We start from the raw sequence: 21,637 nt of genomic DNA on the forward strand, positions 1-21,637 counted from the left end.
GTTTGAACCTCCGTTTAGCTTTTATGTTTCGGCGCTTCGTCCTCATTCCATACGTCATCGGACGGCTCCTGGTTTCCGGAAGAGGAAGAATGGCTGCCGCTCTTGCCGTTGAACAGCGTTTCGGCCAACGCCTTCAGCTTATCCATGACTTTGCCGTAGCCGAACCCGACGAGGAAGGCGATGGCGATTTTGGCTATTACCGAGTCGCCTGTCTGCAGGAGGAGAATGCCGCTTTGGAACAAAATGATCGTCATGACCGCTGCAGCGGCGCATTTGATGGGGCGGAGCATATACCATAACACCCATCGCTCGGACATCCTGTCGTAATATTCATGAAAAAGGCGAAGCGCGTATAAACACCCGCCTATGCTGCCGGCCAAGGCGTAGTAGACGTAGTCCCGCAGCAGCTGCCAATCGACGCCCAGCATCGTGCCGAACAAGCCGCTTCGCATCGCGGCCATAAGCCAGAAGCTGCCCAGCAGCCAAAGCGTCAAATAGATGACTATGCCGAGCTTGTACGCCTTTTTCTTGTCGAGCATTCGCTTCACCGCCTTTTCCTTGCGCTACTGCATCATATGTGCAAGGCGCACGGGAGGTGCAGACGCAAAAAAAGAAGGATAGAAGCGGCGTCCGTTCGCCGTGCTATCCTCTTAGAGCTGTTTGACGGTAAACCGAAGATTAATTTCCTTTTCGTTTGGACGAGTAGCATTTGCGGCAGACCGGCAAATAGCTTTCGTTGCCGCCGATCTGGATTTGTTCTCCTTCGAATACAGGCTGCCCGTCCTTGCAGCGCATGTTCATGATGGCTTTTTTATCGCAAAACCAGCAAACGGTTTTAATTTCCTCGATCTTATCCGCCAAAGCGAGCAGATGATAGCTGCCTTCGAACAGCTGTCCCAGGAAATCTGCGCGCAGTCCGTAAGCAATGACCGGAATGTCCAGTGTATCGACGATTTCCGTCAGCTGGAGCACCTGCTCTTTATTCAAAAATTGCGCTTCGTCAATAATGATGCAATTGGGCTTTTCCGCCTCCGCCATCTTAACCATATCAATCCGGTCGTCGATGACAATCGCCTGCTTCTGCATCCCGATCCGGGAAGCTACCGTGCCTACACCGTTCCGGTCGTCGACGGAGGGGGTGAACAAAAGCACTTTTTTGCCCTGCTCCTCATAATTGTGAGCGGTACGGAGCACTTCGATCGATTTGCCGCTGTTCATAGTGCCGTACCGGAAATATAATTTGGCCACGTTGGAAGACAGTCCTCTCGGGTGAAAGATATCCACCTATCATAGCACAGGTTGTTCAGGAAGAGTATAGGTCTCCCGCGGAATGGGCCGGACTCCCTTCTCGGCCGGGGTATGACCGGCAGGAAGGAATACCGTGACTTTCGTGCCTGCTCCCGGCTCGCTGGCGATTTGGATGGCACCGCCGTGATCGTTCAGCATTTTTTGGCAGAGCACAAGTCCGAGGCCGGAGCTTTTATCTTTGGTAGTGAAGAAGGGTTCGCCGATGCGTGCCATCAATTCCGGAGGAATGCCGTTCCCTTCGTCTGCAAAGGTCACGGCCAGCATGTCATTCGATAAATAGCAATCGATCGTAATGGTTCCGCCGTCGGGCATAGCTTCCATGCCGTTGCGAATGAGGCTGGCAAATACATGCTTCAGCTGCTCCTCGTCGCAATAAACCTCGACCAGGTGCGTCGGGAAGAGCGGTTTCAGCTTAGCTCTGTTCAAAGCTGCTTCCTCTTCCATAAGAGCGATAACCTCACGGAGGATCGGTCCTATTCTGCGCCGTTTGAATTGGCTCGAAAGAGGACTTGAGAGCATGAGCAGCTTGCTGATCGTTTGCTCGATACGCGTCATCTCGGAGAGCATGACGGAGAAGTATTGCTCCTTGTACTGCGCATTTTGCTTCATGAATTGAGTGAAGCCCTTGAGCGCGGTCAGAGGATTGCGAATTTCGTAGGCCAATCCGGCGGCGAGCTGTCCTGCAACCGACAGCCTATCCGTAAAGCGCAGCACTTCCTCGGCCTGCTTGCGCTCGGTCATGTTGCGCAGGATGAGACAAAGGGCAATGACGCTTTGATCCTCCGCAAGAACAGGAGAAACCGTCATACAGACGTCGATCCTGCTGCCATCCTTATGCTGCCGCACCGTTTCGAGGCTGCCAAGAGACTGTCCTTGCGCTGCTTGCCTGAACCATTTCAGGGTATCTTCCAGAAGAGCGCCTGGAATTGTCGGCGGCAGCTTGCCGAGCAGCTCGTCATCTTCATAGCCGAACGTGCTCTTGTACGCGGGATTGATGTAAATGACGCGGAAGTCCAGATCGAGGATGGCGAAAGCGTCGGGAATATGCTCGATCATGGAATCCAGCAGCCGTTTCAATTCCCTGTAGGCGTTCTCCCGGTTGTTGACCGCGGTCGTTTCCTGGATAAACAGGCACAGGCCGTCTTTGGTCGGATGACAGTTCATTTCATAGGCTCGGCCGGAGGGCATCGTTTCGTGGACGAAGACCGATGTTTTATCTTCCATCGCCCGATGGCACGCTTGGTAAAACCAGGTATTGACGGCATAAGGGAATTTGTCCCATATCCGCTCGCCGATCAGCTGTTCGCGCCGGATTTGGATCAGGTCCTCGGCCGCTTTGTTAACATAAGTATATTTCCAATCGGTGCTTAATTTGATGAAGGAATAAGGAATCGATTCCAATAACGAACAGAAGGAAGAAGAGGAGAAGCGAAGCTGCTGCTCCAGCATTTTGTTATTCGTAATATTGTGCAGCTGCCATAAGATCCATAGCGGCTGTCCGTTCGCATCCTTCAGCAGCATGGCGTTCGCAAGGCACCAAACCGTATCCTTCGACGAATGGATAAACCGGACTTCCTCCTGGAAGGAGGGGATCGCTTGCTCGGCCAGCCGGCTGGATAAGTCCATGCAGCGGAGCAGCTCGTCGGGATGGAGCAGTGCCGGCAAATTCATCTGCTTCAATCGGTGCTCCGTATAACCCAACAATTGACAGAAGGCAGGATTGACCCGCATCAAGCTGCAGTCCATGTTCATCAGCGCTGCTCCGAAGGGGGACTCGGCAAACCATTGCTCTGCAAGCTCTGGGGGAAGAGCCTTATTGTTATTTGGATTCATCTTCGCACGGGCCTCCGAAATAGGCTGAAGTAAGAACTCATTGCTAGCTAAGTTCTACAACAACCCGCCCGTTCCCTTCGTAAGAAAATGACATTGGTGAAATTTTTCTTCACAATTTCTTGGAATTTCCCGGCAGGCAGACAGGGAGCGCGGACTTTTTGGCGAATTGATTGTACTATCGATACGCAACAGGAATACAAATGTAAAGGGATCAGGAGGCGATAGGATGTCCACGATTCGTTGGGCGGTTATCGGAGCGGGTGACGTAGTGGAGCGCAGGGTGGCCAAAGCCTTGCAGACTGCTGAAGGAAGTACGCTCCTGGCCGCGGTGAGACGCGATGAGGCAAAGCTGCAGGCATTTGCCGAGAAGTTCGGCGTGCCAAGGGCATACAAGGATGCTGCGGACGTATGGAACGACCCGGACATCGATGCGGTGTACGTGGCGACACCTGTCATGATGCACGCGGAGCATACGATGGAAGCGGCCCGTCACGGCAAGCACGTGCTGTGTGAAAAGCCGATGGCGCTAAACGCTGCGGAAGCAGAAGGCATGATCGCCGTCTGCAGGGAGCATGGCGTGAAGCTCGGCATTGCGTACTACCGCAGATTTTATCCGAAAATTCAAAAGATGAAGCAACTGATCGACTCGGGCGCCATCGGCAAACCGGTCTATGCCCGTGCGCAATTCAGCGGCAAAACGAATCATGCAGGAACGGACCGGGCATGGCTGCTGAGGCCGGAGGTGTCCGGTGGCGGGCCGCTGATGGATGTCGGCACGCATGTCATCGATTTGCTGTGCTACTGTCTCGGTGAGCCGCGGCAAGTGTCGGCCATGACGGGGAATGTGCTGCAGGAGCTCGATGTCGAGGATACGGCCTCGGTCCTGATCCAATTCGCATCCGGCTGTCACGCTTCCGTTCATGCGAGCTTCAGCACGGCCGCCGGCAACCAGCTGGAATTGTTCGGCACGGAAGGAAAGCTGACTATGAAGACAATCGAGGATTCCGAGCTGGTATGGACGAACGGAGCCGGGGAGGTTCAGCTATTCGATTTGCCCAAGCATGAAAATATGAACGTTCCTATGATAGAGCGTTTCATAGAATATATACGGGGCGGGCAAAGCTTCCCGAGCGAAGGCAAGCAGGGAATACTCGCTTCGCGGGTTGCGGAAGCCGCTTATCGTTCGGCGGCGGAGGGGCGCCATATTTCGGTTTTAGACAAGTAGGCTTGGTCATAGCCGGACATTCATGGATCAAGCTTGGAGAAAAGCTTGGTTTTTGTAGAAAAATGGATTCATTTTAAATTGATAAGTAAGTTCTTAGATGTTAATATATATCATATCTTAAAAAGAGGTTCATAGAATTGTCACAATTTCTTCTATGGCAGGGCGTAAATTCTCCATGTTCATCAGGTGTAACGGCTTCGGCAAACGGGACGCAAATGAGGGCAGCAGGACGGTTTGATCGCCCTTTTTTCCTTTTTAGTGCTTTACATCTGTGAAGCTGTGATTTACAACCGTGCCGGTGAATGGTGAAACCAATACTAAGGTATAGAAAGGTTGTACAACATGAACAGAAAAGGACTGCCAGCGAAGCAAGGTCTGTACGATCCGCAGTTTGAGCACGATGCTTGCGGAATCGGCTTTGTAGCTAACATCAAAGGGGTGCCCTCGCACGAAATTGTCGGTCAGGCGCTGAATGTGCTCTGTAATCTCGACCATCGCGGCGGTCAGGGCTCCGAAACGAATACCGGAGACGGAGCGGGGATTTTGCTGCAAATTCCCCATGCTTTTTTGCAAGCGGAGTGTGCGAAGGAGGGCATAGAGCTTCCGGAGGCCGGCCAGTATGGCGTCGGAATGGTATTCCTGCCGCAGGATGCGGCGCTGCGCGCTGCCTGTGAGAGCATTCTGGAGGAGAATGTCAAGGCATCGGGACAGCGGCTGCTCGGCTGGAGAACCGTGCCGACGGACAATTCCTCTCTCGGGGAATCGGCCAAATCGGTGGAGCCGTTTGTCCGGCAAATTTTTATCGGGGCGGAGGAAGCCGCAGAGCTCGCATTCGAACGCAAGCTGTACGTCATCCGCAAGCGCACCGAGAACGCCGTCCGTGCATTGAGCCAGGAGCGGCCGCTATATTTTGCAAGCTTATCGAGCCGTACGATCGTATACAAAGGCATGCTTACTCCCGTGCAAGTCGACAACTACTACTTGGAATTGAAAGACCCCTCGTTCGAAACCGCATTAGCTCTTGTTCATTCCCGTTTCAGCACGAACACGTTTCCCAGCTGGGAGCGTGCACATCCCTACCGCTATGTCATTCACAATGGAGAAATCAATACGCTGCGGGGCAACGTCAATTGGATGCATGCCCGTCAGCAAATATGCGAAACCGACCTGTTCGGCGACGATTTCAAGAGCATTCTGCCCGTTATCGATACGGACGGCTCGGACTCGCAAATGTTCGACAATACGCTGGAATTTTTGACGCTGTCCGGCCGTTCGCTTCCTCATGCAGCCATGATGATGATACCTGAGCCGTGGTCCAAGCATGAATCGATGAGCGACGACAAGAAAGCGTTCTATGAATACCACAGCTGTCTGATGGAGCCATGGGACGGCCCTGCGGCGATTGCTTTTACCGACGGGACGGTGATCGGAGCGGTGCTGGACCGTAACGGGCTTCGGCCGGGCCGCTATTATGTAACTAAAGACGACCTGATTGTCCTCGCCTCTGAAGCGGGCGTGCTGAATATTGCGCCTGAGCGCATCGCGCGCAAGGAGCGGCTTCAGCCGGGACGCATGCTGCTGGTGGATACGGCTCAAGGCCGGATCGTATCGGATGAGGAGGCGAAGCGCCCGATTATCGCCGAGCATCCTTACCGCGAGTGGCTGAGCGAGCATTTGATCTCACTCGAGGAGCTGCCGGAATCGGCGGACGTTCCGCGGACCGACCACGAATCCGTGCTGCAGCGCCAGCAGGCGTTCGGCTATACATTTGAGAACCTGCGTAAAATTATCGAGCCTATGGCCAAAACAGGCGTAGATCCTGTCGGCTCGATGGGCTTCGATGCGCCGCTTGCCGTTCTGTCGGACCGCCCGCAGCTCTTGTACAGCTATTTCAAGCAGCTGTTCGCACAGGTTACGAATCCTCCTATCGATGCGAACTTCGAGGAGATCATTACTGCGCAGGGAACGACGGTGGGCCCTGAGCGCAGTCTGATTCGTCCGGAGCCCGAGAGCTGCCGGCAAATTCGTCTCGCGACGCCGATTCTGACGAACAGCGAGCTGGCCAAGCTGCGCGACATTCAGCGCGAAGGCTTCCGCACGGAGACGCTGCCGATCCTGTTCAAGGCGGCTGACGGTGCAGCTGCGCTGGAGCAGGCGATGGAGGAGCTGTATGCGGCTGCCGACAAGGCGATTGCCGGCGGTGCAACGCTGATCATTTTGTCCGACCGGGGCGTGGATGCCGCCCATGCGGCGATTCCTGCGCTGCTGGCCGTCTCCGGCCTGCATCATCACCTGATCCGTGAGGGGACGCGGACGAAGGTGGGCCTGCTGCTCGAATCCGGCGAACCGCGGGAAGTGCATCATTTTGCTCTGCTGCTTGGATACGGCGTCAGCGCTATCAATCCTTACCTTGCGATGGAGACGGTGGAAGATTTAGTCCGTTCAAATAAATTGAAGGACGTTACGCCGGAAAAGGCGCTTTACAACTATGTCAAGGCTGCCACCAAAGGCGTCGTCAAAGTATTGGCGAAAATGGGCATTTCGACGATCCAAAGCTACCGGGGAGCGCAAATTTTCGAGGCCATCGGCTTGGATTCATCCGTTATCGACAACTATTTTACATGGACTTATACGCCGGTCGGCGGAATTACCATCGATGTCATCGCGCAGGAAGCGATATTGCGGCATCAGCGCGCGTTCTCGGAGCAGGAAGGCCGCGACCGGGTGCTGGACACCGGCGGTGAGCTGCAGTGGCGCAAAAGCGGTGAGGAGCACCTGTACAATCCGGAGACGATCCACGCGCTGCAAACGGCGGTCCGGACGAACAACTACGGCATGTACAAACAATTTGTAAAGCTGATTCATAAAGAAAACGAAAAGTACGCTGCGCTTCGTGCACTGTTCTCATTCAAAGCCGGCCGGAAGCCGGTCCCGATCGAAGAGGTCGAGCCGGTCGAATCGATGTTCAAACGGTTCAAAACCGGGGCAATGTCGTACGGCTCGATTTCGAAGGAAGCACACGAGAGCATGGCAATCGCTATGAACCGCATCGGCGGCAAATCGAATACGGGCGAGGGCGGCGAGCATCCGGAGCGCTTCACCCGGGATGCGAACGGCGACTTGCGCCGCAGCGCCATCAAGCAGGTAGCGTCCGGACGCTTCGGCGTGACGAGCAACTACCTGGTCAACGCCGACGAGATTCAGATTAAGATGGCGCAGGGCGCGAAGCCGGGCGAGGGCGGACAGCTGCCCGGTACGAAGGTGTACCCTTGGGTAGCCGAGGTGCGCGGCGTAACGCCAGGCGTAGGCTTGATCTCGCCGCCGCCGCATCACGATATTTATTCGATCGAGGATTTGGCGGAGCTGATTCATGATTTGAAGAACGCGAATCCGCGTGCCCGAATCAGCGTCAAGCTCGTATCCGAGGTGGGTGTCGGCACGATTGCGGCCGGCGTCGCCAAAGGGAAAGCCGATGTCGTGCTCATCAGCGGCTACGACGGCGGCACGGGCGCGTCCCCGCTGACGAGCATCCGTCACGCGGGCTTGCCTTGGGAGCTTGGGCTTGCAGAAACGCACCAGACGCTGGTGCTGAACGACTTGAGAAGCCGCATAACCGTCGAGACCGACGGCAAGCTGATGACAGGTCGCGATGTCGTAATCGCAGCGCTGCTAGGCGCCGAGGAATTCGGCTTTGCGACAACGCCGCTTATCGCTCTAGGCTGTATCATGATGAGAGTGTGCCATCTGGATACGTGCCCGGTAGGGGTGGCGACGCAAAATCCGGATTTGCGCAAAAAATTCGCCGGCGACCCGCAGCATGTCGTTAACTTCATGCATTTCGTGGCGCAGGACGCGCGCGAGCTGATGGCGGAGCTCGGCTTCCGCACGATCGAGGAAATGATCGGACATACCGAAATTATCGAAACGAAGCAGGCGGTGGAGCATTGGAAAGCAAAGGGCATCGATTTGACGCCGCTGCTGCATCAGCCCGATGTGGGCGAAGAGGTCGGCCGTTTCTGTTCGCAAGCCCAGGATCACGGTCTGGACCGCTCGATCGATAGGAGAGAGCTGCTCGAGATTGCCAAGCCGGCATTGGATAACAAGGAGCACGTCCATGCGATCTTGCCGGTCCACAACGTGAACCGCGTCGTCGGCACGATACTCGGCAGCGAGGTGACGCGCCGGTACGGGCTCGAGGGCCTGCCGAGCGATACGATCCGTCTGCACTTCAACGGCTCGGCAGGACAAAGCTTCGGCGCTTTCGTGCCGAAGGGGATTACGCTATCGCTCGAAGGCGATGCGAACGATTACGTCGGCAAAGGGCTGTCCGGCGGCAAAATCGCGATCTTCCCATCCGAGCAATCGACCTTTGCGGCGGAGGAGAACATCATCATCGGCAACGTGGCTTTCTACGGCGCCACCGACGGCGAAGCCTACATTCGCGGCATCGCGGGCGAGCGCTTCTGCGTACGGAACTCCGGCGTCCGCGCGGTGATAGAGGGCGTAGGCGACCACGGCTGCGAGTATATGACCGGAGGGCGCGTAGTCGTTCTCGGCAAGACGGGGCGCAACTTTGCCGCCGGGATGTCCGGGGGGATCGCCTACGTGCTGGATGAAGACGGTACGTTCGCGAGCCGCTGCAACAAGGAGATGGTACTCCTGGAGCAGGTCGAGGAAACGTACGAAGCCGAGGAGCTCCGCAACATGATCCAGCACCACGAGACGTTCACCGGCAGCACGGTAGCCGACCGCGTTCTGAAAAGCTGGGGAGAGTACGTGTGGAAATTCGTCAAGATCATTCCGAAGGATTACAAGCGGATGTTCGAGGCGATCGAGCGCGTGAAGCGCTCCGGCTTGAGCCAGCAGGAAGCGATGCTCGTCGCCTTCGAGGAAAATATGAAGGACGTCTCCCGCATCGGCGGTAACTAATCTAAGCGAGTGTGTCGAATGACAGCTTGTTACGGTCACCTTTAGATAAAGCCATTTCGGCACATGTAGGAGGTAAAAGACAAACGATGGGTAAACCAACCGGCTTTATGGAATATGACCGGGAAACCCCGGTCGAGACGGCCCCTCTGCTGCGAATCAGCCATTGGAATGAATTTTCCACTCCGATGTCTGAGGAGAAGCTGCAGACGCAGGGCGCCCGCTGTATGGACTGCGGCATTCCCTTTTGCCATACGGGCAAGCTGATCAGTGGCATGGCGGCAGGCTGCCCGGTCAACAACCTCATTCCCGAATGGAACGACCTAGTCTACCGCGGTCTTTGGCGCGAAGCGCTCGACCGGCTGCACAAGACGAACAACTTCCCGGAATTCACCGGGCGCGTATGCCCGGCTCCGTGCGAAGGCTCCTGTACCGTGGGGTTGAAAGATACCCCGGTTACGATCAAGAACATCGAGAAATCGATCATCGATAAAGGCTTCGCCGAAGGCTGGGTCGTTCCCGAGCCTCCGAAGAGTCGGACCGGCAAGAAGGTGGCCGTTGTCGGATCGGGCCCGTCCGGCCTGGCCTGTGCTGCTCAGCTGAACAAGGCTGGCCATACGGTAACCGTCTACGAGCGTGCGGATCGCGTCGGCGGCTTGCTGATGTACGGCATTCCGAACATGAAGCTGGATAAAAAATACGTGCAGCGCCGTATCGACCTGCTCGCAGCGGAAGGGGTAACGTTCGTCACCGGCACAGAGATCGGCAAAGATATTCCGGCCTCCAAGCTGAAGGAAGACTTCGACGCCGTTGTGCTGTGTGGCGGAGCGACCAAAGGCCGCGACCTGAACATCGAAGGGCGAGAGCTGAAGGGCATCCACCTGGCGATGGAGTTTTTGTCCAAAAACACGAAGAGCCTGCTCGATTCCAAGCACGAGGACGGACAGTTCATTTCCGCCGAAGGAAAGGACATCATCGTGATCGGCGGAGGCGACACCGGCACCGACTGCGTAGGCACGTCGATTCGCCACAAGTGCAAAAGCGTGCTTCAGTTCGAGCTGATGCCGAAGGCGCCGGAGACGCGGCAGCCGAACAACCCGTGGCCGGAATGGCCCAAAGTGCTGAAGGTCGATTACGGCCAGCAGGAGGCGGCCGCGCTGCAAGGCGACGACCCGCGCCAATACCAGATCAGCACGAAGAAGTTCGTTGGCGATGAGACCGGCCATGTCAAAGAGCTCCACACCGTCTTGATCGAGTGGAAGAAGGACGATCAGGGCCGGTTCGTTCCGGTAGAGGTTCCCGGCAGCGAGAAGGTGTATCCTGCGCAGCTCGTCATGCTCGCGATGGGCTTCCTTGGTCCGGAGAGCACGGTGCTCGACCAGCTTGGCGTGGAGAAGGACGAACGCTCCAACGCCAAAGCCGAGTACGGCAAGTTCGCGACCAACGTGGACGGCGTATTCGCAGCGGGCGATATGCGTCGCGGGCAAAGCCTTGTCGTCTGGGCGATCAACGAAGGGCGGGAGGCGGCACGTGAATGCGACCGCTATTTGATGGGAGCGACGAATTTGCCGTAATGAATCATTGCTATGATGAATAATTAATAGGATAAAAAGACGCCGGGAGCGGGTTTTTGAATGCACCTGGGTCTTTTTTTTGACTGCATAGGAATGTTGGCGATTCTACCCTATCTTGCTTACGATGAGACTTGGCGCAGCAAAGCTTTAAGCCGCTCAATTTTGAAAGGTATCGATAAAGGCTTTCCTCCTATGCCGTATCAGGGGCGAGACGGAGTAGAGGCTGGAGGCGCTCTTGCAGCAAAAGCTGCATCGTATTTGTGCCAACGTTGGTCATCACAGCTAATCGGGCATGCATGCAGCTTATAAGCAAAGCGGACCATTCCTTCGGCTTAGGTTTGGCGTCATATCATACTGCGGAAGCTGCGCTCGCGCCTGATGCGGACATAGAATCCGCTATTGTGCCAAAAATGCTCGCTTTGGACATGCTTGCGGACATAGAATCCGTTATTTGCCAAAAAAAGGTTCAAAATTGCTGCTCTTCACGGTAATAACGGAACCAGTGTCCGAGAGTCGACCATTTTGAGCAAATTTGGGGAAATAAAGGATCTACGGTCCGAAGCAGTGCGAGGGGCAGGCATAACAGAGGCGGACGGTGCGAATAAAGTGACGGTGCGACAGAGATGAGGCGGTGTGACAGAGGTGACAGGGGCGGCAGAAGATGAGGTGGTGCGACAAAGGTGACGGGTGCGATAGAGGTGAAGGGTAGGACAGAGAGGGGTGATAGAGAGGAGGAGTGCGACAGAAGTAACGGTACAACAGCGGTGAGGGGGGATGAAGTAGTGTGGGGTACGATAGAATTGACGGGTGCGATAGTGGGGACAGAGGCAATAAAGTCATTAAAACAGGGGCGTGAGATGCACCAGACTCGTCACAGGTATTCAAGTTAGCCGCGAAGCCCAAGACGTTCTGGGCATCCGAGAGTACCATTCCAAACAGAGTCACCGTCGCAAACATATGCGCCATCGCAAACAGAGGCATCATGCCAGACAGAAGCTCATCGCAAACAGAGTCACCATCGCAAACAGAGGCACCATGGCAGACAGAAGCTCATCGCAAACAGAGGCACCATGGTAGACGGAAGCTCATCGCAGACAAAGACACCACGGCAGACAGAAGCTCATCGCAAACAGAGGCACCATGGCAGACAGAAGCTCATCGCAAACAGGGGCACCATGGTAGACGGAAGCTCATCGCAAACAGAGTCACCATCGCAAACAGATGTGCCATCGCAGACAAAGACACCATGGCAGACAGAAGCTCATCGCAAACAAAGACACCATCACAAGGCAGCAGCACTTCACACTTGGAAGCGCCGGTTGCGTCACAAACGCACAATAAACACGATAGGTAATGCCGGCCCCGGCCTACAGTAGGCTATATTTTGCCTATGGCTGCAATTTCTTGGTCTCCTGAGCATAGACATTCCAGTAGCATCACTATTTTTGGAATCCTTCAGGAGGTGCTGTGCTGTATGGCTTCAAGTGAGGAAAGAAACCTGGCGCTGCTCGCACATATTTTATGCCTTATTGTCGGTGTGATAGCTCCCCTAATTATTTATCTCATGAAAAAGGACGAATCCGCTTATGTCACCGAGCATGCGAAAGAATCGCTGAACTTCCAAATTTCCATGATCATTTATTCCATTATCGCCGGCATTCTTTGCTTCGCCATCATCGGGTTCGTTCTTTTGCCGATCCTCGGGGTTTTTGCGCTGATCGTCATTATCATTGCTACGATACGCGCTTCCAAGGGACAGCACTATGAGTACCCGCTGACCATCCGCTTGGTGAAGTAGCGCCGGGCTGATCCAGACATCCCCCCGAGCATCGGACTGCTAAGAAGAAAAATGCTCTATCGTTAACAAGCGGTTCATAGCCCGGTCTTACTTTGTTAACACTTTGTTCCTATTTACGTAATTTAATGTAATATACCGCAGGAACCCTCTCTTAATGGTGCCGCGCCCCGAACGCTATGGGGTAAACCTAGTTATCCGAGAATATGGAGGGAGCAGAGCATGTCCTTTTATCGCACGCTTATACCCAACAAAAATCTTGATGAGAACTGGCTCAACTTGATGATTGCAGCTCGCGACATGGGTATATCCAAAAAAGAAGTGCTGCAGTTTATACGACAAACGAAGCAGGAAGAACGTTTCATACCGTATGAAGATCCGTGTAGCCAATAAGTGTAGCCAATAAGAGAGAGAGAAAAAGAAAACATATTTTTTTTCACTGTAAATGGCAACGCTTACAAAATACTTTTTTTACAAATGACCCTACACAGACTTGTATTTTTTGATACAATATACTGGATAACGGACTAGATAGAAACTAGGGGTGGCTACCATGATTGGCAGACGAGTGAAACAGTTACGAATGGAAAAAGGCCTCACCCTCACGGAGCTTGCAGAAAAGGCCGGGGTAGCGAAGTCTTACTTAAGCTCAATCGAAAGGGATATCCAGTCGAACCCGTCGATCCACTTTCTTGAGAAAATATGTGCTGTCCTTGAAGTACCCATAGAATCGTTTCTGCAAAATAAAGCCACTCTGAGCAAAGAGCTGGACGAAGAGTGGTTAGGGCTAGTTCGTGAGGCAATGGATTCGGGCATCAGCAAAGAGCAGTTTCTCGAATTTCTGCAATACAACAAATGGCGCAAAGACAACAACAAGTAAAGCATGTCCTGGTCTTAAGGACGTGTTTATTCGCCGTGGATGCCAGGCCGGGCGGCTCGCTTCACTAACGGCAGCCGATCTGGTGCGCCGGCTCAAATGAAAAAGGATGACTCCTTCCTAATGAAGGGTCATCCTTTTTTGTACCTGCCGGAGCTCCGGGAGGCACATGCGCCTCATCCGCGCTATCACTTCGAAGCAGGAGGCTTCTGGCTGCCGCCGCCCATCTGCTGGTATGCCTGCTTCATGGCGTCGTAGCTTTGCTTGAGCCGCTCGACGTAGCCGACCTTCTCCCACTGCTTCCAGTGGTAGACAGGCAGCTTGGAGACGGCATACGGACCGCCGCTTCCGTTATCCAGTCCGACGACGCTGTTGTCCGAGCGCTGCACGATCCAAGGGACGAACCGGATTCCTTCGGTTGTCTGTGCAAACAGCTTGCCTTCCTGCTCACCGTAGGCTATGACCTGAAGCGAGCTCGGGTCGCTGAAGCCTAGCAGCATCCACGGGATTCTCATTTCGACGGTGTCGCCTTTCGCCTGCCACATCGTCAAGGAGTTGAACTCGGGGGAGTCGAACTTTGTCGTCCCGCGCAGCATTTTGCCCGCATCGACTTCCTCGAACGGATAATACTTTTTCGCGTCCGGCGGCGTCAGCTCGAGCCCGATAGCGAGCTTCCACGGATTGAACACGCCCGAGTCGTCCTTGAACTCCTCCGGCTTGACCTCCATCATGCCGTAGCGTTTGCCGTACAGGCGGCGGTGGAAATCGTAGTTCGACGCGATGCGGACCTCGCTTTCCCCGTTTTTACCGAGTCTGACAACGGTCTCGAGCCCTTCATCCAGCGTCCTGCCGCCCATTTCCTTCGCGTGACGGTTGCCGCCGGGCAGGGTGTCGACGCCGAGGTACAGCTGCTCGCGTTCCGCATCGAACGGCTTCTCCAGCTTGCCGGTTACGTAGACGTACGCTTCGTCGTGAGTGACCCACAGGTCTTTCCAGCCGGGGTACGAGCCTTCGAGCTTCTGCTTGTCCTTGATTGCATCCCAGTCCTTCGCATCGCCGTCGATGACGAGAGGCCCGTCCTTGGACGACAGCATGGCCACGAGGCCGAAATGCTGCTCGTTGGTCAGCACGTTATGCCACATTTTGCGGCGATCCTGAGGAATTTCGAACAGCATCGTGTTCCAGGTTTTCTTGAACCACTCGTCCTGCCAGGAGAAGACGATGGCGCCTGCCATCCCTTCGTCATAAATATCCTTCAGCAGCGATACGTTGATTTGCCCCTGGCTTTGCTCGTCATGACCGCCCTGATTGCGGTCCATCGTTCCCAGATGGGCTACGCCGAGCGATGACGGAACACCGAACTCGGTGATCATGACGGGCAAGTTCTTGTGGTACGCTTTCAGCTTGCGCAAATAGCTTTTATATATGTTAGGCGATCCGTCCGGTTCCCGAATATCCATTAATGTCTCATCCATATGGAAGAAATCCGGGTAATAAGGGTAAGCATGAAACGCGGCAAAATAGCCGGCAGACCAACTGTGCGCATCAATATGCGTCGCGTCCACGCTGACCATATCTTCAGCTACCAGCACCTCGCCCGGATGGGTGAGAGGGTCGGTCGTTACCCAGTTTGTAAAAGAAAGCGGGTGCATCCAGCCGTATTGGGATTCCAGCTTCGCCAGATGATCCAGCATTTCCGCCAGCCAGTTCTCGAAGGGGCTGGCCTCCGGCTTGGAGGAGAAATGAGTGCCTTCATAATGGGTCTTGTCTTTATGCAGCTCGTTGGTATTTTTCACCATCGTCGGGTCCCACTCGGTGCCGATTTGCCAGCCGAGCAGGTAAGGTCCCGCATTAAACCGGTACGTACCGCTTGCTTTGCCGAAATGCTCAGGTATATCTGCGTTGCCGTAGACGGCTCCTACCGCATAGGCGATATCACTTTGGAAGTGCTGGTAAATCTCTTCGATGTAGGCGTCTTTTTTCTCAATCAGCTCTTCCTCGGGCGCCCATACGCCTTGGATGAAAAACAGCGGCTGATCCGCATGGCGCTGGTTGTATTCGACCAGTGCTTCGTAGAATACCGGCTGCAGGATCGTGTAGACGCGAACCGTGTTCGCGCCCATATCCTGAATTTGCTGAAACCATTGCATATAATGCTCTTTCGTAATTGGAAGCTCCCCGGGGTCGGTACCCGGGAGAGCGGCTCCCATATTGACTCCTTTCGAGAAGAAAGGGGTCCACGATTGATTGGCATACATTTCGATCCGGTCTTCCTGCGTGCGGAATTTGATTTGCGAGCCGTCGGCCGCTTTGACGCTTTCCACTTTTTTGTCCGGCCAGTAGTGCCAGGCCAACAAACCTACGAGTAAAACCAAAGTGATACGGAGCAGCCATTTGCCGGCTGTGGTTGTCCCATTCATAATGATGAACTCCTTTTAGGTATTGTGCGTCAGGCCAGCAATCTCCGGATACGGGCTTCAAGCTCTACGGGCGAGAACGGTTTTTTGATAACGTCCGAAACCCCGAGATCGAAGCACTTGCTGACTTCCTGCTCTAATCCAAGATCGGTCAGCACCATAATCTTGCAATGGCTGTGAAGCTCCTGGGACTGCCGAATGCGGTGGATCAGCTGATAGCCGTCAAGCGCCGGCAGTGTCAGCTCCGTAATCACGAGATCCGGCGTCGTCTCGTTAATCAGGTGCAGTCCTTCCAGGCCGTCCTGGGCGGGAAGCACATCATACCCTTGAAGCCCGAGCCGGGCCTGCATGAAATCGAGCAGGTCCGCATTCTGGTCAATCATGACGATGGATGGCGATTCCGCTGCGTCCGACTGCCGATAGTAGACGTGGATGTCATGCCCCGCGCTTTCCTGTCCGTTGGTCAAGGAGATCATCTCGGTTATCGCTTCCGGTGCAGGCTCCGCGCATTCCGGGAAGGCGGCGACGGTCAGTGCGCCTTTCAGGAAGCCGGCGTTTTGCAGAAAGTCCTTCGTCGAGAGGGACAAGAAGTGGGTGTATGCCAGCGTTTGGCCTGGAAGCAGGATCATCAGCAGCTTTTCGATCGGATCGTAGCTCGTCATAGCGGCGAGCGACGCATTTTCCAGACCGAGGTGTGTTTCCAAATCTTGAAGCTCCATGGAACCCAGTTCACTTACTTGCGCCATGATCAACCCGCAGCTATCCCATGTTGCAGCTTGCAGAATGCCGTTCAGCTGTGTATTCAGGTGGTGCGACAAATCGTTATGGTTCATTGTAGGCATCTTCATTCTTCAGGACACTCCTTTATGCTTCGTATTGGTACTGCTTTGTAAAGCAAGAGAGCTATTCCGTGTTTCGACATCTCCAAAGGGTTCGAAACTTTTGTCGATTTAGGGGGGATATTAGATCGCTTGGGCATTGGAAGCTTTGGATGCTTTGGACGCAGCTCCCTTTTTCGACTTCTGGCTCAGAGCATCCTGATCATCCGGCGAGTCCTCGTTCCAGCTCCGGCGTACCATATGGCCCCAGCTATGATTGCCGCGTAAATAGTCGGCATGCCCCTGCAGCTTCCACAGCGCATTCAGCTGGTCGTAGCCTAGGGCCATCAGCATGGAGAGGCCGATGATCCGCAGCACGTCCCGCGTCTCGATGCTTCGCTGGAAAGCCAGCTCTTCGATAATGAGCGAGCCTGAAGTGAAGACAAGCCCGATCAGCAGGTTGATGAACAAAAAGGTGAGCAGAATCGGCAGCTGCGTCATATCCATCAGGACATAGGCGACCAGTGCCGCCAAGCCCGACAGCTTGATATAAGGGCTGAGCGTTTCATACAAAATGGTATAAGGCAGGGCGAGCCAGCCGATGATTTTGTACTTCGGAATGAACAGCATGGAGCGGAATCGGATGACGTTCCACAGATTGCCCTTAATCCAGCGGCGCCGCTGGGAGCCAAGGATGCGCAGCGTATCGGGTGCCTGCGTCCAGCAAACCGCGTCAGGGCAAAACAAAATGCGGTAGGGCAGACCATGGTGCAGCATGTAACGGTGCAGCTTCATGACGATGTTCATATCTTCGCCGGGACACTCCTTCTCGTAACCTCCGACGTTGATCAAATAGTCTTTACGGAACAAGCCGAAGGCCCCGGAGACGATCAGCAGGCCGTTCATGGAGCTCCAGCCGATGCGTCCTCCGAGAAAGGCGCGCATATATTCGACATACTGCATGGCGGGCAGCATCCGGTTCGACAGTCGGGCCGAGGTGACGCGGCCGTCTTGGATTTTGCTTCCGTTGGCAATGCGGACGTTGCCGCCGATGGCGATGTGCTGCTCCGGATTTTCCATATACACCTGAACCATTCGGATCAGGGCGTCTTTTTCAAGCATGGAATCGGCATCGATCGTCGCTACCAGAGGATATTTGGAGACGTTGATACCGGCGTTCAAGGCATCCGCTTTCCCGCCGTTCTCTTTATCGATCACGACGAGCTTCGGATACTGCGGATTGTAATATACCTCCTTTACCGGGTTGGATTGGACCAAATGGCGTGCGGCCGTCATGCGGCCCGGCTTCAGATCGAATTGCTCCACAAGTACCTGGAGCGTATTGTCCTTGGAGCCGTCATTGATGACGATGACCTCGTATACAGGAAATTCCAGCGCCATCAAGGAACGCACATTATCGATAATGGTCAGCTCCTCGTTATACGAAGGAACCAGAATGGACACCGGCGGAACGAATTGCGATCCGGATAGCTCCCTGAATCGGGAGTACATCGTGCTTTTGATCTGGGACAGCATGCTTTGCGACGACATCGCTAAAATAATGAAGTAGACCAGGCTGGACCCGACGATCAGACAGGTGGCTAAGAACCCGTAGTTCAGCAAAAACTCTCTCATCGTGTTCCCCTTTCTACGAGCTGATACGGGGGTGTTGGACAGATGGGCTCGTGTACAATTCATTGAACGTTTTTTGGTACGTAAAGGTTAGTTCGTTATAGTAAAGCACTTGTTTGATATCCTGGGAAGCCGTTAGTGCGGCATTCTCCATCTCATCCCGAATGGCGTCCATGGCGGTTTCGCGGCACAGCTTGTCCTCTGAGGAGCTGGCGGTTTCGCAAAGCGCCTGAAAGCCTTGGAGTCCGAACAGTGCGAAGCTCTTCGCGCCGTAATGGCGCACCCACCAATTGTCGTCCGACAAGGCCGACGTTAAGGCATCCATGTAAAAAGCCAGCCGGTGCTCGCCGACCGTTCTGGCGGCTGCGGCGCGAATTTCCCAGTCCGGGTGGGCCAGCAGCAGGCTGAACCGTTCTGCGGAAAGCAGATGGGAATACTGAAGCAGCAGCTTCGATGCTTTGATTCGCACTTCTTTCTGCTTGGAGTTGGCGAGCTGTTCCAGAACGGGAAGCGGACCGGGAGCATTGCAGGCGGACAAGCCGATCAAGGCTACAATCACATGCTGTACGTTGTCCGACTGCAGCAGCTCCGAATACATGGAGTGGGGATCCAGGGATGAGGAAGCTACAATATCCGCGATGAGCTGGTGGCTCTGCGGATGATGCTCGACAAGCTTCAGGACGAGCTTTTTCAAATCTTGTTGGTTTGCAGCGCATTTGGCTGCCGCTCTTCCGACGACAAAGGCCGTGGAAGCCTCTTTTTCTTGATCAAGCAGGGCTACCAGGTCGTCCGAGCAGCCTTTGGCTCTCATAACGCCGAGATGGTAGGCCGCATCGATGCGGTCGCCATGCTTCGAGCTTTGCAGCCGCTTGCGTTCAAGCTCGACAAGTCCGAGCTCCTCACATAGCTCAATCAGCTTGCTGCGGTGGGAGCCGTCGATCGTCTCTATCCACTCCAGCAGCTTCTTTTGAATGGCTTTGAGCTCCAGGGGCTCCAGACGGCCTGGCGGAGGGAGCAGCCGTTCTTCCCCGTCGATATGAATGCTAAGATACGTGAAATAAGGCTGATGCTTTTCCAAATAGGACGTTATCTGGTTTTGCTGCGTCCGGTTGGCGGCACGCAGCGAGAACAAAACGGCGAATCCTCCGGCGATTATAACGCCAAGCGTTGTCACAACGGGAACAGCCGGTTCCAAGGTGTCCATCCACATACGCTATTATCCTCCTGCGCTTTTAACTTTCCCGGCGAATGCGCGGGCATCGAGCCGAATCAATCGTCCGGTCTATCCGATTCGAACAGACGGCTCTTGGTCGATTCGGCCGTGAAGCCCGCTTGTAAACGCCGGGAGTGTTAAGTAAAAGCGGATTTTATTCGACCGTAACGCTTTTGGCCAAATTTCTCGGCTTGTCCACATCGTTGCCCCGTGCCAGAGCGGCGTAATAAGCAAGCAGCTGGAGCGGGATGACCGATACGGCAGGAGTAAGCAGCGCATGGGTGCGAGGGACATAGATGACCTCGTCCGCCGTCTTGGCGATGTCGATATTGCCGGCCAGAGCGACCGCTGTGACATAAGCTCCGCGTGCTTTGACCTCTTTGATGTTGCTGATCGTTTTTTCCAGCAGCGCTTCCTGTGTCGCAAGGGCGATCACCGGCGTGCCTTCTTCGATCAGGGCGAGTGATCCGTGCTTCAGCTCTCCGGCAGGATAAGCCTCCGAATGGATGTAGGAAATTTCCTTCAGCTTGAGCGACGCTTCAAGCGCCACCATCGCATCGATCCCGCGGCCGATGAAGTACAAATCGTCAACCTTTGCCACTTCCTTGGCAATTTGCTCGATGAAATGCGTATGAACCAGCATCGAATCGACGTGCTCGGGAAGCTCTCCGAGCTGATCCAGCAGCTCCTTGCGCTCCAGCGGATCCAGCGTATTGAGGCTTTGGCATAGATACAAGGCCAGCAAGTAAATGGCGATCAGCTGCGAGGTGTAGGCTTTGGTCGAAGCGACGGCGATTTCCGGCCCGGCCCAAGTATGAATGACGTGATCGGCTTCCCTGGCGACGGAGCTTCCGACGACATTGGTTATAGCCAATACTTGAGCGCCGTTCAGCTTGGCTTCCCGCATTGCTGCAAGCGTATCGGCGGTTTCGCCCGATTGGCTGACGACAATGACCAGCGTGTTGTCCCGGATAACGGGCTGACGATAGCGGTATTCGGAAGCTACGTCGACCTCAACCGGAATTCGGGTCAGCTTCTCAATGACCGCTTTGCCGACCAGCGCGGCATGATAGGCGGTTCCGCATGCGACCATATGGATGTGGCCGATCCGGCGAATCTGCTCCGGCGTCATCTGTACCTCCGGCAAGATGACTTCCTGGGTCGTGCTGTCGATGCGGGTGCGCATCGTATCGCGATAAGCGCGAGGCTGCTCGTAAATTTCCTTGAGCATGAAATGATCGTAGCCGCCTTTTTCCGCGACCATAATATCCCAGTCAATGTGCAGCAGCTGCTTGGCGATAAAATTGCCTTCGAGCGTCATCAGCTCGACGCTGTCCCGGGAGATGACGGCCATCTCGCCGTCGCTCAAAATGTACACGTTTCTCGTATACTCGAGAATGGCCGGAATGTCGGAGCCGATGAAGTTCTCGCCTTCTCCGACACCGATGATCAGCGGGCTTGCCCAGCGCACGGCCACCAGCTTGTCCGGCTCGTGCTCGGACAGAACGACGATAGCGTAAGCTCCGCGAATGCGGCTGGACGCTTGCTGAACGGCGCGGACCAGATCACCTTCATAATAATGAGCGATCAGATGGCTGATGACCTCGGTATCGGTTTCCGACAGAAAACGGTGGCCTTCCAGCTCCAGCTCTTCTTTTAATTGCTGATGATTTTCAATAATGCCGTTATGAACGACGGATATTTTCATGGTGTTGTCTGCATGGGGATGGGAATTCACATCGGACGGCTTCCCGTGGGTAGCCCAGCGAGTATGGCCGATTCCGGCAAACCCGCTGAGAGGCTCGTCCTCCAGTCGTGCTTCCAGCTCGCGGATTCTTCCCTTGGCTTTACGAATGTGGAGGCCATCTGAAGTATGTACTGCCACTCCGGCGGAATCATAACCGCGGTACTCCAATTTTTTTAATCCTTCTAACAAAATCGGCTGTGAATCTCGGCTGCCGATATACCCGACAATGCCACACATCGGTTTACTCCTCCTCTTTTCCGTGTCGGCTCGTG

Annotated in this window: 14 protein-coding genes; 6 read left to right on the plus strand and 8 right to left on the minus strand. The window is 54.8% G+C overall.

From position 1 onward, the window contains the following. Positions 1–14: 14 nt before the first annotated feature. The 3 genes from DVH26_RS03570 to DVH26_RS03580 all read right to left on the minus strand — a co-directional run bounded on the left by DVH26_RS03570 (position 15) and on the right by DVH26_RS03580 (position 3,141). Positions 15–539, minus strand: a complete 525-nt coding sequence (locus DVH26_RS03570) for a hypothetical protein (RefSeq protein WP_239631173.1) — start codon at positions 537–539, stop codon at positions 15–17. Between the two features lie 139 nt (positions 540–678). Further along, positions 679–1,248, minus strand: a complete 570-nt coding sequence (locus DVH26_RS03575; RefSeq protein ID WP_239631174.1) for a thymidine kinase — start codon at positions 1,246–1,248, stop codon at positions 679–681. A 39-nt stretch (positions 1,249–1,287) separates the two neighbouring features. Next, positions 1,288–3,141 carry a PAS domain S-box protein gene (locus DVH26_RS03580; protein ID WP_239631175.1) on the minus strand — a complete coding sequence of 618 codons (1,854 nt, stop codon included), beginning with the start codon at positions 3,139–3,141 and terminating at the stop codon, positions 1,288–1,290. Positions 3,142–3,367: 226 nt separating this feature from the next. On the opposite strand from DVH26_RS03580, the gene DVH26_RS03585 reads away from it, so the two are divergent. From DVH26_RS03585 to DVH26_RS03605, 6 genes are all read left to right on the plus strand, one after another. Next, positions 3,368–4,366 carry a Gfo/Idh/MocA family protein gene (locus DVH26_RS03585; RefSeq protein ID WP_239631176.1) on the plus strand — a complete coding sequence of 333 codons (999 nt, stop codon included), beginning with the start codon at positions 3,368–3,370 and terminating at the stop codon, positions 4,364–4,366. Between the two features lie 342 nt (positions 4,367–4,708). Next, on the plus strand, positions 4,709–9,295 hold the full coding sequence (gene gltB, locus DVH26_RS03590) for a glutamate synthase large subunit (protein ID WP_239631177.1): 4,587 nt from the start codon (positions 4,709–4,711) through the stop codon (positions 9,293–9,295). Positions 9,296–9,381: 86 nt separating this feature from the next. After that, positions 9,382–10,866 carry a glutamate synthase subunit beta gene (locus DVH26_RS03595; RefSeq protein WP_239631178.1) on the plus strand — a complete coding sequence of 495 codons (1,485 nt, stop codon included), beginning with the start codon at positions 9,382–9,384 and terminating at the stop codon, positions 10,864–10,866. A gap of 1,474 nt (positions 10,867–12,340) precedes the next feature. Then, positions 12,341–12,664 (plus strand): DUF4870 domain-containing protein, encoded by a 324-nt coding sequence (locus tag DVH26_RS03600; RefSeq protein WP_239631179.1) that lies wholly within the window; start codon positions 12,341–12,343, stop codon positions 12,662–12,664. 279 nt (positions 12,665–12,943) lie between these two features. After that, the gene (locus tag DVH26_RS37200; protein WP_481857598.1) at positions 12,944–13,054 is read left to right on the plus strand and encodes a hypothetical protein; all 111 of its coding nucleotides are present in this window, start codon (positions 12,944–12,946) and stop codon (positions 13,052–13,054) included. Between the two features lie 160 nt (positions 13,055–13,214). Beyond that, positions 13,215–13,541, plus strand: coding sequence for a helix-turn-helix domain-containing protein (locus tag DVH26_RS03605; RefSeq protein ID WP_239631180.1), 327 nt, complete (start codon positions 13,215–13,217; stop codon positions 13,539–13,541). Between the two features lie 185 nt (positions 13,542–13,726). Here DVH26_RS03605 and DVH26_RS03610 read toward each other — a convergent pair whose 3' ends face one another. The 5 genes from DVH26_RS03610 to glmS form a co-directional block, all read right to left on the minus strand. Next, entirely contained in the window at positions 13,727–15,958 is a 2,232-nt protein-coding gene (locus tag DVH26_RS03610; protein ID WP_239631181.1) for a hypothetical protein, read from the minus strand. 29 nt (positions 15,959–15,987) lie between these two features. Continuing rightward, positions 15,988–16,803 (minus strand): response regulator transcription factor, encoded by an 816-nt coding sequence (locus DVH26_RS03615; RefSeq protein ID WP_239631182.1) that lies wholly within the window; start codon positions 16,801–16,803, stop codon positions 15,988–15,990. 114 nt (positions 16,804–16,917) lie between these two features. Continuing rightward, positions 16,918–18,408: a glycosyltransferase family 2 protein gene (locus DVH26_RS03620; RefSeq protein WP_239631183.1), complete on the minus strand. Its 1,491-nt coding sequence runs from the start codon at positions 18,406–18,408 to the stop codon at positions 16,918–16,920. Positions 18,409–18,421: 13 nt separating this feature from the next. Continuing rightward, a complete protein-coding gene (locus DVH26_RS03625) occupies positions 18,422–19,615 on the minus strand; it encodes a HEAT repeat domain-containing protein (protein WP_239631184.1) in 1,194 nt (397 codons plus the stop codon). Between the two features lie 157 nt (positions 19,616–19,772). Next, positions 19,773–21,602 (minus strand): glutamine--fructose-6-phosphate transaminase (isomerizing), encoded by a 1,830-nt coding sequence (gene glmS / locus DVH26_RS03630; protein WP_239631185.1) that lies wholly within the window; start codon positions 21,600–21,602, stop codon positions 19,773–19,775. Positions 21,603–21,637 lie beyond the last annotated feature (35 nt).

Origin of the sequence: Paenibacillus sp. H1-7, assembly GCF_022354825.1 — a bacterium.
In the GTDB taxonomy this organism is placed as follows: domain Bacteria; phylum Bacillota; class Bacilli; order Paenibacillales; family NBRC-103111; genus Paenibacillus_S.

Bases quoted from the DNA above. Each gene is read 5' to 3' on its own strand.
- DVH26_RS03570 (WP_239631173.1), bottom strand. From the start codon at position 539: ATGCTCGACAAGAAAAAGGCGTACAAGCTCGGCATAGTCATCTATTTG.
- DVH26_RS03580 (WP_239631175.1), bottom strand. From the start codon at position 3,141: ATGAATCCAAATAACAATAAGGCTCTTCCCCCAGAGCTTGCAGAGCAA.
- DVH26_RS03585 (WP_239631176.1), top strand. From the start codon at position 3,368: ATGTCCACGATTCGTTGGGCGGTTATCGGAGCGGGTGACGTAGTGGAG.
- gltB (WP_239631177.1), top strand. From the start codon at position 4,709: ATGAACAGAAAAGGACTGCCAGCGAAGCAAGGTCTGTACGATCCGCAG.
- DVH26_RS03595 (WP_239631178.1), top strand. From the start codon at position 9,382: ATGGGTAAACCAACCGGCTTTATGGAATATGACCGGGAAACCCCGGTC.
- DVH26_RS03600 (WP_239631179.1), top strand. From the start codon at position 12,341: ATGGCTTCAAGTGAGGAAAGAAACCTGGCGCTGCTCGCACATATTTTA.
- DVH26_RS37200 (WP_481857598.1), top strand. From the start codon at position 12,944: ATGATTGCAGCTCGCGACATGGGTATATCCAAAAAAGAAGTGCTGCAG.
- DVH26_RS03605 (WP_239631180.1), top strand. From the start codon at position 13,215: ATGATTGGCAGACGAGTGAAACAGTTACGAATGGAAAAAGGCCTCACC.
- DVH26_RS03610 (WP_239631181.1), bottom strand. From the start codon at position 15,958: ATGAATGGGACAACCACAGCCGGCAAATGGCTGCTCCGTATCACTTTG.
- DVH26_RS03615 (WP_239631182.1), bottom strand. From the start codon at position 16,803: ATGAAGATGCCTACAATGAACCATAACGATTTGTCGCACCACCTGAAT.
- DVH26_RS03620 (WP_239631183.1), bottom strand. From the start codon at position 18,408: ATGAGAGAGTTTTTGCTGAACTACGGGTTCTTAGCCACCTGTCTGATC.
- DVH26_RS03625 (WP_239631184.1), bottom strand. From the start codon at position 19,615: ATGTGGATGGACACCTTGGAACCGGCTGTTCCCGTTGTGACAACGCTT.
- glmS (WP_239631185.1), bottom strand. From the start codon at position 21,602: ATGTGTGGCATTGTCGGGTATATCGGCAGCCGAGATTCACAGCCGATT.